16 protein-coding genes are annotated in these 16226 nt (G+C 39.3%); 3 read left to right on the forward strand and 13 right to left on the reverse strand.

The window, feature by feature from the left end; translation table 11 throughout:
• Nucleotides 1–531: a hypothetical protein gene (locus tag DIZ80_13545; GenBank protein RDH81135.1), complete on the forward strand. Its 531-nt coding sequence runs from the start codon at nt 1–3 to the stop codon at nt 529–531.
• A gap of 60 nt (nt 532–591) precedes the next feature.
• Here DIZ80_13545 and DIZ80_13550 read toward each other — a convergent pair whose 3' ends face one another.
• A complete protein-coding gene (locus DIZ80_13550; GenBank protein ID RDH81136.1) occupies nt 592–1200 on the reverse strand; it encodes a class I SAM-dependent methyltransferase in 609 nt (202 codons plus the stop codon).
• Nucleotides 1201–1340: 140 nt separating this feature from the next.
• Here DIZ80_13550 and DIZ80_13555 point away from each other — a divergent pair, with 140 nt between their 5' ends.
• Both DIZ80_13555 and DIZ80_13560 read left to right on the forward strand, forming a co-directional pair.
• Nucleotides 1341–1595, forward strand: a complete 255-nt coding sequence (locus tag DIZ80_13555) for a hypothetical protein (protein RDH81137.1) — start codon at nt 1341–1343, stop codon at nt 1593–1595.
• An 898-nt stretch (nt 1596–2493) separates the two neighbouring features.
• Complete coding sequence (locus tag DIZ80_13560; GenBank protein RDH81138.1) at nt 2494–4176, forward strand: hypothetical protein; 1683 nt, start codon at nt 2494–2496, stop codon at nt 4174–4176.
• Between the two features lie 37 nt (nt 4177–4213).
• Here DIZ80_13560 and DIZ80_13565 read toward each other — a convergent pair whose 3' ends face one another.
• The 12 genes from DIZ80_13565 to DIZ80_13620 form a co-directional block, all read right to left on the reverse strand.
• Entirely contained in the window at nt 4214–4735 is a 522-nt protein-coding gene (locus tag DIZ80_13565) for a hypothetical protein (GenBank protein ID RDH81139.1), read from the reverse strand.
• Between the two features lie 23 nt (nt 4736–4758).
• Nucleotides 4759–5304, reverse strand: coding sequence for a hypothetical protein (locus tag DIZ80_13570; GenBank protein ID RDH81140.1), 546 nt, complete (start codon nt 5302–5304; stop codon nt 4759–4761).
• Nucleotides 5291–6286: a hypothetical protein gene (locus DIZ80_13575; GenBank protein ID RDH81141.1), complete on the reverse strand. Its 996-nt coding sequence runs from the start codon at nt 6284–6286 to the stop codon at nt 5291–5293. Before DIZ80_13575 ends, DIZ80_13570 begins: the two co-directional genes overlap by 14 nt.
• A 9-nt stretch (nt 6287–6295) precedes the next feature.
• On the reverse strand, nt 6296–8002 hold the full coding sequence (locus DIZ80_13580; protein RDH81142.1) for a hypothetical protein: 1707 nt from the start codon (nt 8000–8002) through the stop codon (nt 6296–6298).
• Nucleotides 8003–8437: 435 nt separating this feature from the next.
• Nucleotides 8438–8821, reverse strand: a complete 384-nt coding sequence (locus DIZ80_13585) for a hypothetical protein (protein ID RDH81143.1) — start codon at nt 8819–8821, stop codon at nt 8438–8440.
• Nucleotides 8822–8878: 57 nt separating this feature from the next.
• Complete coding sequence (locus tag DIZ80_13590) at nt 8879–9349, reverse strand: chemotaxis protein CheW (protein RDH81144.1); 471 nt, start codon at nt 9347–9349, stop codon at nt 8879–8881.
• Between the two features lie 269 nt (nt 9350–9618).
• A complete protein-coding gene (locus DIZ80_13595) occupies nt 9619–10413 on the reverse strand; it encodes a hypothetical protein (protein RDH81145.1) in 795 nt (264 codons plus the stop codon).
• The gene (locus DIZ80_13600) at nt 10410–11216 is read right to left on the reverse strand and encodes a cobalamin biosynthesis protein CobQ (GenBank protein ID RDH81146.1); all 807 of its coding nucleotides are present in this window, start codon (nt 11214–11216) and stop codon (nt 10410–10412) included. Before DIZ80_13600 ends, DIZ80_13595 begins: the two co-directional genes overlap by 4 nt.
• 1 nt (nt 11217) lies before the next feature.
• A complete protein-coding gene (locus DIZ80_13605; protein RDH81147.1) occupies nt 11218–12072 on the reverse strand; it encodes a flagellar motor protein MotD in 855 nt (284 codons plus the stop codon).
• A gap of 7 nt (nt 12073–12079) precedes the next feature.
• Nucleotides 12080–12826, reverse strand: coding sequence for a flagellar motor protein (locus DIZ80_13610; GenBank protein ID RDH81148.1), 747 nt, complete (start codon nt 12824–12826; stop codon nt 12080–12082).
• Between the two features lies 1 nt (nt 12827).
• Nucleotides 12828–13934, reverse strand: a complete 1107-nt coding sequence (locus DIZ80_13615; protein ID RDH81149.1) for a chemotaxis response regulator protein-glutamate methylesterase — start codon at nt 13932–13934, stop codon at nt 12828–12830.
• An 80-nt stretch (nt 13935–14014) separates the two neighbouring features.
• Nucleotides 14015–16201, reverse strand: a complete 2187-nt coding sequence (locus DIZ80_13620; GenBank protein ID RDH81150.1) for a chemotaxis protein CheA — start codon at nt 16199–16201, stop codon at nt 14015–14017.
• Nucleotides 16202–16226: the final 25 nt, after the last annotated feature.

A 16226-nucleotide genomic window follows, 5' to 3' on the forward strand; every position in this document is an offset into this window, starting at 1 on the left:
ATGAATGTTTTTATTCTAAATACCGGACGTTGCGGCTCTACAACCTTTATCAAAGCCTGTGAACACATCACAAACTTTAGCTCTGCACACGAGTCACTGTCTACTCACGTCGGCATTAATCGCTTTGCTTATCCTACTCGACATATTGAAGCCGATAACCGACTTTCCTGGTTTTTAGGTCGTCTGGATTCAATTTATGGAAATGATGCATTTTATGTTCACCTCAATAGAGACAAGCAAAAAACAATAGACAGCTTTAGTAAACGCGAAGAATATGGAATTATGAAAGCATATAAAGAAGGCATTCTTTTAGGTGGTAAAAAAGAGCAATCAGCCATAGAAATAGCTGAAGATTACGTAGATACTATTGAGTTTAACATTGAGCTATTTCTAAAAGACAAAACCAGTAAAATGAATTTTTCTCTCGAAAATGCGGTCCATGATTTTGATATGTTTTATAAAAAAATAGCAGCTAAAGGTAATCTACAAGCGGCATTAAACGAGTTTACTATTAACTATAATGCATCGTAAATAAGATCGCCCTTTTTAAATTTTAAGACCAGCCCGCAGAAACACATGAATAGCGCTATCTCAGGTTCTATTTATCCTTAATACCGAACAACCTCGTTCAGTTTCAATATATTCATGTTCTATCTCGGAATACATCGATAACCACATTTCAACGAGTTCCTTTTCTTCTTCTCTGGCCGCATCATCCAGAAATACGATTGATTCATCTGCCATGCGATCAAATAATAAAGGCAAAGCAGGAAAGCGTGAATGTTTCTGAATAAAGCCCGGTGGTCCATCAATCACGAGCATATCAATTTTTACATCTGGTAAGTTTTTTAGTTCATACCAGTCATAATTTCTATCATTAACTAAAATCTGCTTTAACGGTGCATGAATAATATCAGCCTGACTATCTACAGAAAAATTTTCCAGATTCAATCTACTTTTATCAGCATATTCATGACCGTTCTCAAGACTAAACACCTTTCCTTTCTCATTTATCTGACAACACCTTGCAAGAGTTAATGTAGTCAAACCACTACTGCACTCAACAATTACTTCTGGTTTGACCTTTTGACAATATTCTTTAATCAGAAAAAGAAAATCTGCAGCAGCAGACCAGTCAGGTGTGATGGGCAACTCTATTTCATAACCCAGGTCTTTCTGTAACTGCTGATAAGTCTGCATATCTAAACCATTATTTGAGAAAGGTAATTATAATATCCATTAGCAATCATTAAAACCTTCAATATTATAGATTTACCATAGTACCTCTCACTAACTATCAATGGTAAAATCAGCTTTTGATTTTATTCAGGGTTATTTTTATGATGTATCTGGTTTTAGAGGTGCAATCCACTGAACATACCGATAAATGCGGTCAGCTAAATGCGTGGGTAAATGTGCCAACACACACGGCCGCTATGGAAATTTTACATGAAGAACTTTCACTGGAAGGATGGGCTCTCATTAATGTAGTTGAATCAAATACTACCGATGAGACCGATTATTTCCCTCCGTGTACATCACTGGATGCTTTTAATGAAGCTAAACGCGGATTATTAGCACTTCGTTTTCTGTAAGTTTTTTAGTTATATCAATTCAAAACTTTAAAAATTGCTCCTGCCCGATCTCGTATATTCAAGGCAAGATACTGTATTTTCTGTGCATACTTTGGCAGTTGCTCCTGCCCAACCTCTTGCATTCTGGGCAAGATACCGCACGTCCTGTGCATACCTTTGAAAATTGCTCCTGCATTTTCAAGATACCGCACGTCCTGTGCATAAAAATACCCGCATAAAGCGGGTATTTAGAATTTTTATCATTTAATGGCTTAAATCATTTAGCCTCAACAAGCTTTATTATTACAGCCGCCTTTAGACTTGCACAGGCCGAACATAATAACTACTACTGCTATAGCAAGGCTAATACCCACATATGTAAAAATGTCCATAGATGCCATAGGTTTTACTCCGCTAATCAATTAAAACACTATATTAGAACATACTTATCGATATAGCTATCAGCTCATGCCTTATTCGAGACTTTTATATCAATTTCTTGATGTTAGTCACATCTGAGAACATCCAAAAAAGCAATTCAACCTATTGATATAAATAAGTTTTTTAAATATCCATTGATTATCAGCCTATACACTTCTATAGCATTCAATAACAGGTTTAAAGATCACAATAATGATGAAAATTAAACTGAAATTTGATAAAACCCTCTCCATAACCAGCTTAAAAATAATTTTATTAAACTTAACTAATACCCTCAAACTAACGATTTTACTTACAGATTAAGTCTTTCAATTCCCTGATCAATATGAACAGATCAAATGACACTTTTTGATAAGAGTTTTTCGGGCTGTATCCCCCATAATCAAGCCTGATTACGCACAAAATACGGTCATGAGGTATAATCTTCCACATAATTAAAAAAGCATATAATCGTCAACTCATTCAGCCAGGAAGAATTATGACAATTTTAATCACTTGTCTCGTACTATTTATTTTCACTACAATTATCAGCACTACCCTCTGGCTTAAGACGGCTTTAAAACTCAAAAACAATATGGTCATACTGGCAGATGGTCTGGAAAAAAATGAAGTTATTGAGAAAAGCCTGAATTCATCTCAGCGTGAATTAAAAGGCGTAATGAACAATCTTCAGGAGACATACTATAGAACCGACCTTAACGGGGTCGTATTATATGTTTCCGACTCCGTTGAATTACTACTTGGTTATACTGCTGAACAACTCATAGGGCAAAAAACTACGGATTTTTATGTCGATCCAGATAAACGTAACAAGTTTATAGACGCATTAACGAAAAACAATGGTTATGTAGAACAGTATCCATTTACTCTACAACATAAAGATGGCTCAACTGTATGGCTGTCTACCAACGCTCGATTTTTACTTGATCAGGCAGGTAATGTCATTGGTGTTGAAGGCACAGGCCAGGGTTTTAGTGTACGTAAGAATGAGGAAGAAAATTTAATTAAAGCTAAAGATCAGGCAGAAAAAGCAAATAAAGCAAAAAGTTTGTTTTTAGCTAATATGAGCCATGAAGTTCGCACACCTATGAATGGAATTGTTGGTTTCACTAATTTGCTATCAAAAACCCGGCTTGATAAAGAGCAGGCAGAGTATGTAGATACTATTAATACCTCAATGAAAGACTTGCTCAATATTATTAATGATATTCTCGATTTTTCTCGTATCGAATCTGGAAAAATCGAACTTAAAACCCAGATTGTTAATATCAACGACTTTTTAGAATCAGTAATACGCCTGTTTTCAGAAGCCGCAAATTCAAAATCGCTTAAACTGACGTATCAAAAAATAGGCTCGATCAATGATAATATCATTATCGATCCGCTCAGATTCAGACAGATTATTTCTAACCTTATCGGTAATGCGATTAAATTCACTGACAATGGCTGCGTCAACTTAACTGCTGAGATACGAAGCATCAACAACTCACATGAATTAATCATTGAAGTAATCGATTCTGGAAAAGGTATTGCTCAGAATGAGCATACACATGTATTTGAAGCATTCAACCAGACGAATGATTCAATCTACAAACCTGACTCAGGCACCGGTTTAGGGCTGGCTATTTCAAAACAACTCATTGAATTAATGGGTGGAATTATCGGCGTAAAAGATAATGTAGATAAAGGTACTATTTTCTGGATTAAATTACCCGTCACCATAACGCATGAACTGCCAACACCTACACTTATTGAAGCTAGTATAGATAATGCGAATGATTTGTATAAGGGATTACGCGTATTAGTCGCTGATGACAACGCTATTAATCGTAAGTTGATATGCACCTTACTTAATCAACAACATGTTATTGTGGAAGAAGCTGGAGATGGCAAAATTGCACTTAACTTAGCTCAAAACAATAAATACGATCTAATTCTTATGGATATTCGTATGCCTGAACTTAATGGCATTGAAGTCACTAGAACTTTACGCGCAAACAACCCTGATAATAAAACACCCATTATCGCTTTAACAGCTCATGCCCTACCCAATGAACAACAGTCATTTATCGAAGCGGGAATGGATGCCTGTATTACTAAACCCATACTGGAGTATCAGCTATTTGATCTTCTTGATGAATGGGTGACAAAAGCAGGGTAACGCTTACCTAAAAATCACACAGCTGAAAATCAACGATTTAATTCAGACTAGATATCTGCGATTTTGTTTTTGAAAGTGCCCGTTTTATCATAGCTTCCAGCTCATCATTCTGTGAATTTCTGAAGCCTTTATGTTTATAAACAATATCACCTTCCCTGCTGATTAAATAAAAGGTAGGAACAACAGATAATTTATAATCTTCGGGCACTCTACCCTCCGGGTCATAAGCAATACTGAAATCAGCATGAATCATCTTTAAAAATCGAGCTGCTTTCTCCCGTTCCGTATCCAGATTAACGGCAATTATTTTAAGCCCTTCTTCTGAATATTTTTCCTGCATCTCATTCATAAATGGAAACGACCGACGACAGGGCACACACCATGACGCCCAGAAATCAAGATAAACAACCTTACCTTTATAACTGGACAATTTAATTACTGAGTCATCACCCTGTAAAATAAAATCAGGAGCTTTATTTGAATATACCGTATTAGAAAAAAAAATTAACAAAAATACAATCAAATTTCTTAAACCAATAACACTCATTTTTTCACTCATATTAACTTTATTTCAATAGTAACTTAAGGCAATGCATCAAGCACCGTTTGTAACTTACGGCCGTCTTTATAATCTTCATTCATTTGTAAAATCGTATTACTATCAATAACAATTGTGCTACCCATCGTCGCACTGTATAAATTCGTTACCGTATGATTCAGGTCATCTACCAGCACATTGGATGCGCCATATCCACTATCCAACTGCGAGGATCTGGCTACGCTTACAACACCGGAAACATAATCAATAAAGTAAAATTTCACATTGGGATAATTAGGAATTATATTCGTTCTCATATGTGACATATGGCTATCACATATCGGACACCACATCGTAAAATACACCACGATCGCATCTGAGCCAACGAGTTCAGCAGACATTAAAAAAGGGTTATTTAATGTATCAAAAACGGCAAAGTCAGGTGCTGTTTCTCCAGGGTGATAACCAACGGTTGAGGAGTTATAATCACCACGCTCATCAGAACCTGATGGATTTATATCATCAAACACGTCTGCACAGGCCGATAGTAATAAAATTGAAATAATTAATAGTGGCCTAAGGAATAACATAACTCACCCCTATTGTTATAGTATCCGTCACCGGAAAATTAGAACCTAAACCATCACTACTTGGTAAGTGATTAAATGAAGCTCTGACAATCCAGTCTTTGGCCATTGTTGAATAGGCTACAGCCAGAGATACTGACTGAGTATCGAAACCTGATGTTGGGTCAACAGCACCATTTATAGTTGCCTCATCTTCTTTTAACGCTGCATAGGTAACGGTATAAGTGAGTGTATCTAGTTCTTCCAGTGTTTTACTGTAGGAAAAACCCAAAGATCCGGAGAAGCGATTACCTAATTTACGTTTATAAGGTTCTACATAATTTCCATATTCACGGTTCACGTCACGCTCTAAATACGTCCCATATGAAAGATTTAATGTTAGCCCCCATGGAAACACGGTTTTATCTATCAACATATTTGCATCAAGACGGTAAAAACCTCTACCGGTTATATCGAAACTATTCTGCACATTATCATAGGGTGAGATGCCTGTGGGTATAGTTAAACTTGCCCCAAAGTAAGCTGCCGGGGTTAAATCTTCTATACTATTAACGGCATAAACACATTTAATATCATCAAAATTTTCATACCAGAAACCAACAGTGGCATCACCTAAACCATTCGTCTTAGATTCTAAACCGGCATATTTATTATCATTCCATACATAAGGCATAACGATACTTGCCTGCCAGTTATCATTTATACGTTTTGCAAAACCGGGAGTAATTCTAAACTGATTCAAATCTGACCCTGGCGGATCATCAAGGTGCTCACCGTCTTTATTCCAGAAGCCATGATACTGTTCATACCCAACAGATACGTCATACATACTATCAAAGAATTTTGGCAGAACTAATGTCGCTGCACCGCCGCCACCACAACAGGAAGCTGATTGAACCGGTGCACTAAATAAAAAAGCGGCCCCCAGAAGGAGGCCTAAAATCACCTGTGTCTTACCACAGGCTAAGGAGTTTAGTTTCTTCACACTTACTGCCTACATGCTCATGCTTGGATTAGGAGTTATAGTGAAAGTTTGTAAGTCAGCATTAGTAGGTTCAGGATTTATAATATCCAAAATATTACCATCTGTTGTTTTAACTTCGTTGTTAACAGTTAATCTAACTCGAACTTTATTCTCGTCACCCATTCCATCATTTAATGTTACACCTATAGTCCATAGACCATCAGTACAATCCGATGCAGCTGGATTCCATGAACCATCATTAACTGAAACACTTACAACAATATTAGGGCAATCAACAGCTAACTCACTCATCATATTACCTTGATTAAGTATAAGACCAGTTGTTAGTGCAGGAAAATTATCCATACTTTCTTTAGTGGCAAGAAACAGACTTAGATCATACGAACCTGAATCACCTGTTAAATCATCTTTAAAGACAAAATAGGTACGGCCTTCCATGCTATTGGTAACCATAGACATAACCTGGTCATCTACACCTTTAAGTTTAGTCAGAGTTGTATCACCCATTGCCATCATCACATTTGGATAAAAATTAGCTGTCTCAGTATCATCGATAGTTACAGCTAAGTCCCAGTACCCCATAGAAAAACCATTCATAGCAGTAGTCATTACATAATAAACAGTACCAGTGTATGTACCATCGTTATTATCAACTACAGCATTAGCCTCAGGCATAGCTGATGTATGTGTCATAGCTGCCATATGCATCATTGGTTTAATAGCAATGGAAAGTCCAGATGTATCCGCACCAGGATTATTAATATCAGTAACTGTCAATGTAAATTTTGTTTTTCCTGCTTTTTCACCCATACCAATTGGTGAATAAACAATTTTATAAGTGTCAGTTAATGCCACTTTAGCAAAAGGAACATTACCGATCTGATCACTTGTTAAACCTGTTAGATCATTTGAGTGAGTATCGCCCATTTGTCCACTATCATGGAAATTAACCAGTGCCATTGAGAAACGATTTTGTATATTTGCTTCAAGTTGTACGGTAGCACTTACATTAACAGCACCAGTTGATCCAACACCATCCAGTGAACCAACAGATAAGTCATCTGCAAGGGCTGTAAACAAATCAAACTGTTCAGCAATAAAGGCAGGGTCTTGAACATCCCCCACCTTCAATCCAAGATCCATCGCCAACTGACTAAAAGCGGCTGCACGTAAACCCGCCAGTTTAGATTCATCACTTGCATCTGCATTTGTAACTGTTGCATCAACAGGATTAATTGTCACATCCGGTGTATAACCAAATGCATTTTGAAATGCCGTCTGCGCCTGAGTCATATCCATACTCTGATTCATCACCATATTTGCAATAATAGTTGAACCCGGTGTAGCACAAACGCTACCACCATCACTTAGTGAGTTAGCAACTACATAAGCAAGCATTTCACCCGCATTTCCGTTACTACCCGTTGCTTCGTCATTAAATGTTCCACCGCTAGATTTTAATATCAGATCCTGTGTCAGGCTTGCTTCAGGAATACTTAACGTATACTGGCCCGCATCATTTGTTTGAACAGGGCCGGCTACAACATTGCCACTCCCATCAACAACACTAACATCTGCACCATTTATCGGTGCAGCGACAATAGTGCCGCTAATGCTGGCATCGGTAGAACTACTACCTGAACTACTACATCCCGATAACACACCCAGGGAAAGACTTACAGCCAAAGCAAGAGGAGCAACTGAATACATTTTCATACGAAACAACCTTTATCTATTTAATTAAACTGTATTTTTTAATCCGCATTTATAAACAAAAAACACGGTAAAAAACAGACAAATAAACTTATTATTTATTTTCTATCAGAAGATAAAGACAATAGCATGAACAGACTTATAAAAATTACAGTGTGACAATTAGTCGCACACCTGAATGATTTTAAAATGATTTAAGACAAACTTTGGCCACTCATGAATCATTCTTATTTTTAGAACTTTATGAAAAATTGATTATTATCAAAGACAAGACATGAGGGTTGGGAATATTTATTCTTGTTAATTTAGCTTAGCAAAACATATAATTATTTCACAGTGTGGTTTATTTTTTTAAACCGACATATATTTTTCACGGTAAATCTTTATCAATCCTTAATTGCAAAACCTGCCTGAAAAATTAAAACAAAATTAAGTTTATTATGCCGCTTGTTGCTGATGCATCATAACCAGTAGCTGAGCCTCTGTAAGACTTATATGACATAACTCTGCGATACTTTCTGCAGGTGTTGATTTTTGAGCCAGTTCAATAGCATATGAATAAGGCGAGTTACTATTCATATCACTAGAAACCTCATCTATTTTTGCAGCCAGTTCCTGCATCTGTTTCTCAAGTTTTATAAAACGCTCACCCAGACCAAATGAACCTGCATTTAATGCTGTAAGCTCACGACTAACCTGATTCGTTTGAATTGTTGCCTGAATAGACTGCTGAAAAGATGCTAGTTGTTTTTTTGTATAAATAAATAATGCCAGAGACATTAAAAACATCAAACTTGATAATAAGATAATTAGTGCATTCATTTTACTCTCCGTTCTTCCATTTATAGACACGATGTCTGACGGAGAGTAAACCCTGATTTAGAAGCCGGACATATCCGACCATTCATCATCTGTTAGAAGCTTGTTTAAATCCACAAGAATTAACAATTCTTCATTTCGGCTTACAACCCCTTCAATATATCGGGCTGTTTCGTCATTACCTACATTTGGTGCAGTTTCAATTTCATTCGCATAGATATCAACAACTTCAGAAACACCATCAACAACGATACCTACCGTCTGATTTTCCGCTTCAATAATGACAATACGTGTGGAATCATCCATTTCTTTAGTCGGCAATCCAAATCGCATGCGTGTATCAATTACTGTAACCACATTGCCGCGTAGATTGATAATTCCAATTACATAATTCGGAGCGCCAGGTACAGGTGCAATATCAGTTACTCTAAGAACTTCCTGTACTAACATCACATTGATGCCATAAATTTCATAATCTAACCGGAATGTCACACACTGTCTGTGGTCAACATTCTCGTTATTATCACTCATATCAAGTGCTCCACTTATTTATAATTACTGCAGTTTATATGCCAGTTTTATTTGCCCAAAGATAAGTTAACCATCAGCTCGCATTTATAAGCAACTGATAAATTAATTTATCCTAATTTTATTTTAGACCAGATAGCCATAAACGCCAGCTGCTAAGGAATTTTAAAGTAACTGATGAATATCAATTCATTGCACTTTGTTTTTCACATGCCTATTAGCCATATACTACTAAACACTGACTTACAGCTAAAAGCCTTTATATACGGGCTTTAATCCGTTTTAGTTAACATTTTTGCGAATACTTCCGTATCCATAATTGCACATAAGTGCTCTAATGAAGTGCCTGACAGCCATGCTCGGGTACTTTTATTTTTACGCCATTTCACTTCATCTTTATCTAACCAGATAACATCACCAATACTGGTGCAGGCTAGCCCCCATTTATAATCATCAACCAGCAAAATATGCCCGAGTCGATTTTCGGAGTTATTTTCAAGTACTTTGTGACGGTTTTCTGGCATTACCAATAATGCGGTATCAATTACTTTAACCTGATTTTGCAAATGCTGAACCAGGCCTAAATACCAGTCTGTCTGATTTGGTGTTTCTGTTATATTTTCATCCCATGGAATCACACTGTTTAATTTAACCAGTGGTACAGCCATTTTCAGGCCTGAAACATTAAACAATAAACACTGGAATCGTGATTCTGCCCATTCAGGCACACCTGATTCAGGTACTTCTTCCTCAGGCTCTAACTGTAATTCAACTTCAGTCTCAGTTTTTATTTCAGGCTGCACATCTGTCTTTATTTCTGCCACTGTTTGCGTAAGCACATCGGGTACTTCAGCAACCAGCTGATCCAGACCAACGACAGATGGTGATTTTTCAGGTTCTTCATGAGGCCGGCTTACTTCAGCTTTTATAACCGGCGTTAACTCAACTTTCGCAGCTTCTGCTTCAGCAAATGACTCTTCGTCTTCGGCTACTTCAGATAATAACGATTGCAGATATTCATGTATTGCCTGATCCTGCTCGGTATTTTTTTTACTGGCTTCACTCATACATTAATATCCCCTGCCACTGACATACTGGACTCTTCATCCAGTTCAAGCAAATAATCGAGCAGGTGAGAATAAGCTCTACCGCCTCTACTGCTAATACGCTCTATCGTTAGAGGAATGCCTTTCTGGCTAGCTTCTCGAAACTGTGTATCAACGGGAATAACACCGTCCCAGATCGTTTCTTTATATTGTTTTTTAAGCGTGCCTAATGTCTCTATTGAAGCATTAAGACGCTGATCATAAAACGTTGGCACAATACTGAAACAAACTTCTTTTTTACGCGCTTTCTGAATCATTGAAAGGGTGTGAACCATACGCTCTAAGCCTTTTAATGCCAGAAACTCTGTTTGCACAGGGATGAGTAATCTTTCACAGGCGGCCAGCGCATTAACCATTAATAAACCCAACATTGGCGGGCAATCAATAATGGCTAAATCATAAAATTCTGTAACCTGTGATAGTGACTTTTTAACCACTAACCCCATGCCATCTTTAGTGCCTAACTGGCGATCCAGTGTTGCCAGTGCAGATGATGCGGGAATGAAATCCAGCCCCTTAAAACGAGTTTTATGGATAGTTGTTCTGGTGTTTAAGGTTTTCTTTAATGATTGCTGAAACAAATCATAAGCACTATCCTGAATCGCATCCGGGTCAAGTCCAAAATAACTGGTAAGCGAGCCATGGGGATCAAGGTCAATTAATAAAACTCTATGCCCTCGTTTTTGCATAACCCCAGCAAGGTTTACTGCAGAAGTGGTTTTGCCCACGCCGCCTTTCTGATTAGCTGTTGCCCAGATTTTCATATCAGGGCGCTCCAAAGATTGAGCGTACGGGTTCAGGACCCTGTAACGTAGTCACTGGTATTTCAGGCACTGACTCTGGTGAAACTGCCGGGGTTACTTCCGAATCTGCAAACGGGCTTGAACCAGCAAACATATCTTCACCTGTCATCACCCGAATGACCACACGACGGTTTTTCTGTCGATTTGTAACAGAGTCATTGGCGACGATCGGTCTGAATTCACCATAACCAATCGCACCCATACGAGCCGGATTTATGCCCTTTTGTGCCAGTAGTTTGACTACGCTTGCTGATCGTGCAGCTGATAACTCCCAGTTACTCGGGTAACGCCCGGTATTGATTGGCACATCATCGGTATAACCTGAAACATATAATGGATTTTTTGTTGTGCCGATAACGGCTGTTAACTCAGACAAAATATTTGCTGCATCGGCTGATAATACCGCATCACCCGATTTAAATAACAGGTTGGATTTAATTTCTATTTCCAGCCATTTTTCATTACCTTTAACGGCAATCATGCCTTTTTTCACCCATTGCTTCAGCCGCTTATCTAGTGACGCAGCCGTTTCCTCCATAGAAACCCAGCCAGTTTGACCGATTAAACCAACAGCAATAGGTGCGCGTTGAACAGAAACGCCTAATTGAGAGCCGATAGGAAAAGGAGAGTTTGATTGCGCACTGAATGCAGTCATGACTGAGTCAGACAATACTCGATATTTGCCCATATTCACATTTGAAATGGAATACATTACAACAAAAAAGGCAAATAACAGGGTTATAAAATCAGCATAGGACACCAGCCAACGATCAGTTGAATCAGCAGGTTCAGTATCTGTTATGCCACGGCGTCTCATTGTTCTATTATGTTCTGCCTACAAAACTTTGCAATTTAGCCTGTAAACTTCTGGGGTTTTCACCCTCAGAGATGCTGACAATTCCTTCAAGTGTCATCTCAAATTGCACAGACTGACGTTTTACCAGTGTTTTTAATTTACCTGCCATTGGGAGCAATATTAAGTTGGCAAAGCCTACACCGTAAATGGTTGCTACAAACGCGGTTGCTATTCCACTACCGAGCTTTTCAGGATCGGCCAGATTATTCATAACATGAATTAAACCTAACACAGCACCTAAAATACCGATAGTCGGGCTATACCCACCCATCGATTCAAATACTTTTGCTGCCAGCATATCCTCGTGTTCGATCGTATTAATCTCTGTTTCCATCACATCACGAATAGTTTCAGGCTCGTTCCCGTCCACTAACATCTGCAAACCTTTACGTGAAAACTGGTCTGTTTCTGTTTCAGATGCATTTTCTAATGCGAGTAAACCTTCTCTACGGGATAACTGACTCCAGTTAACGATTTTATCTATCGTTTCATCAAGATCAATTTGGGGGGTGACAAAAACCCAACGCACAATCACCATTGAGCGCCAGAAAGTTGGAAGCGTGGTTTGTACCAGGACAGCGCCAATCGTGCCACCTATTACGATGACAAACGCTGTTAACTGAAATAAATGGCCGAGATGACCGCCTTCTAGCACACTGCCGCTTAAGATAGCGACAAAAGCTATGACGAGCCCGACAATACTCAAGATATCCATACTAGGTATTAGTAGCAAGTTTCTTGCCGATTTCTTTCATCGGCAAAATTTGTTCCGCAATTCCAGCTACAGCCGCTGGCATACCATAAATAACACTGGTCGCTTCATCCTGCGCCCAGATACTCGCACCACGCGCTTGAAGCGCTTTACAGCTAACACTACCATCCGCGCCCATGCCCGTTAGAATAATTCCAAGCATTCGATTTCCTACTGCACTACCCACGGTTGCAAAGGTGACGTCTACGCAAGGTTTATAGTTCTGCATAGGATCAGTTTCTTCCTCAACTCGCACCAGAAGCCGCCCTGCTCGCTTTTCAAGCTTCATCTGCTTACCACCCGGGGCTAACAAAGCAATACCTGGTTTAAGTGAATCACCATTTTTGGCTTCACGTACTTCAATTTTACACTGCTGATTAAGACGCGCTGCAAACGCTTCAGTAAACGTAGCGGGCATGTGCTGAACCAGCAAAACAGGTAAGGGGAAACTGGCAGGTAACTGGGTTAATACTTCCTGCAATGCAACCGGGCCGCCCGTAGAAGTTCCAATGGCGACCAGATCATAATCTGATGGTTTAAATGCTTTATTGCTTGTTCGGCGCGATGGTGACGCAGCCCTAGGGGCAACTGGTTGCCGCTGAGGTGCTGCAGGAGCTGATGAGGTTCTTGATGATGCAGGTGCAGATGCACTGGAACTCGTTGGTCTAAGTTTAGAGGGTGAGACTAATGCTTTTACGCGAGAACATAATATATTTCGGGCTTCTGCTTTATCATTTGATATATCATCAAAACGCTTAGGTAGAAAATCCGTTGCCCCGGCTTCCAGCGCATCCAGAGTTGCCTTGGCTCCATCATAAGTTAAAGATGAAAACATAATGATAGGAACAGCCCGCTGTTTCATAATTTCACGGGTAGCGTCTATACCATTCATTACCGGCATTTCTATATCCATGGTAATGACATCAGGTCGACAAGTTCTTGCTTTATCAATCGCGTCTTTGCCATCCTGGGCGGTTTCAACGACTTCAATTTGCGGATCGGAATTTAAAATTTCCGTTAATCGACGACGGAAAAAACCGGAATCATCGACGATTAGCACTCGTATTGCCATTTAAATTTCCTGAGATTATCTAAGCATATAAGAAGAGTATCTGATTACTGCTTAAGGATAAATATCTTATTTAATTGTATTTAATAATTTGCGCGAGCTTTCAATAAACTGGGCACATCAATAATTAAAGCAATGCCACCATCACCGGTAATCGTTGAACCCGCAAATTCTGCCAGATTCTGTAACATTTTACCCAGTGGTTTTATCACAACTTCTTCCTGACCAATAACAGAATCAGTTACCAGCCCTACCAGACGGTTACCCACAGATACGATAATAACCTGACCGACACCATCACCCGAGGTACATTCTTCACCGGGTTTCAACAACCAGTTAGATAAATAGAATAAAGGCACCGCTTTTTCACGCACCATAACCATTAACTGGCCATCAACTACATTCGTCTTGCGAGTTTCCAGTTCAAATATTTCATTTACATTCGCCAGTGACAGAGCAAATGTATGCTCACCCATAGCAATCATCAATGTTGGCAAAATAGCCAGTGTTAAAGGTACTTTAATACTGAGCGTTGTACCTTTACCTAAAACAGAATCAATATCCAGAGTACCATTTAACTGGGTTATACGTGTTTTAACCACGTCCATACCCACACCACGACCAGATATATCTGATATTTCTTCTTTAGTAGAGAAACCGGCCATAAAGATCAAATTAAAACATTCTTTATCATCCATACGGGCAGCGGCCTCTTCATCCATCAGGCCTTTTTCTACTACTTTAGTTCTTAATATTTCCGGATCCATACCTGCGCCATCATCTTCTATGGCTAATAAGATATGATCACCTTCCTGAGTCGCACTTAATATAACCGTGCCCACCCGTGGTTTACCTTTCTTTTCACGATCGCCGGGTAACTCAATACCATGATCTACCGCATTACGCACCAGATGCACTAATGGATCAGCCAGTGCTTCAACCAGATTTTTATCTAAATCGGTATCCTCACCCATCATTTCAAGTTTTATTTCTTTGTTGATTGAGCGGGATAAATCTCTTACAACTCGAGGGAAACGGCCAAAAACTTTTTTAATTGGCTGCATTCGAGTTTTCATTACCGATGTCTGTAAATCGGCAGTAACCATATCCAGATTAGTTATTGCATGAGTCAGCTTACCCTCCTGCATGGTGGAGCGAAGTGTTTGCAGGCGATTACGAACCAGCACCAGCTCACCTACCAGATTCATCATTTCATCAAGGCGCTCAGTATCGACACGAACCGAAGCTTCTGCTGCTGGTTTGGCCGGCGCTTTTGCTTTAGCGGGTTCTTTTTTAGGGGCAGGTGCCGCAGGTTTAGGTTTCTCCGCAGCTACTTCAGGTGTAGCCGCTTTTTCGGCAGGATTATCAGCCGTAGGCCCTTTACCTTTTCCATGCATTTGATCCAGAATGGCATCAAATTCATCATCAGTAATTAATTCATCACCAGCTGATTCTTTTGCTGGTTCATCTTTATTTTCTGCTGCGGGTGTATCTGCTGCAGTTGGCCCTTTACCTTTACCATGCATCTGATCCAGAATTGAATCAAATTCATCATCAGTCATTAAATCATCAGCCGTTTCTCCGGCATCAGATTTCGGTGCTTCTGCTGGTTTTTCGTCCTCAATCGGCTTGCCACCGCCGTGTTTACCTTTACCGTGAAGATCGTCTAATAACGATTCAAATTCATCATCGGTAATGTCAGAGCTATCCGAACCGGCATCCGCTACCTCTTCGGTTTTATCCTTTTCATCCATTGCATCAAGCAAGGCATCAAACTCATCATCTGTTATATCCTGATCAGCCTCATCCTGAGCCGGTGCAGCTTCCTCAACCGGAGCAGGAGCAGATGGTTCTGATACTGCCCCTCCAGGCTCACTATCACCAGGAACAGCATATACTTTTAAATCAGCAAGCAATTGCTCTGTTGCAGCAGTAGGATCATCTCCCTCCTGAATTTCTGCAAACATAATCTGTACCGCATCCAGCGCCTGCAATACACAGTCCATTAAGCCGGGGCTAACTTTACGTTCATCATTACGCAGTACATTAAATACATCTTCACAGACGTGACAGCAATCAACCATTGGATCTAACGCTAAAAAGCCCGCACCACCTTTAACGGTGTGAAAACCTCGAAACACAGCATTAAGCAAATCAGCATCTTCTGGAGACTCTTCCAGTTCTACCAGCTGTTCACTTAATAACTCAAGAATCTCACCAGCTTCAACCAGAAAGTCCTGAAGTATTTCATCATCTAGATCAATTGCCATTTATAGCCTTTGCTAATTTAAAATT

Source organism: endosymbiont of Galathealinum brachiosum, from assembly GCA_003349885.1.
GTDB lineage: Bacteria > Pseudomonadota > Gammaproteobacteria > SZUA-229 > SZUA-229 > SZUA-229.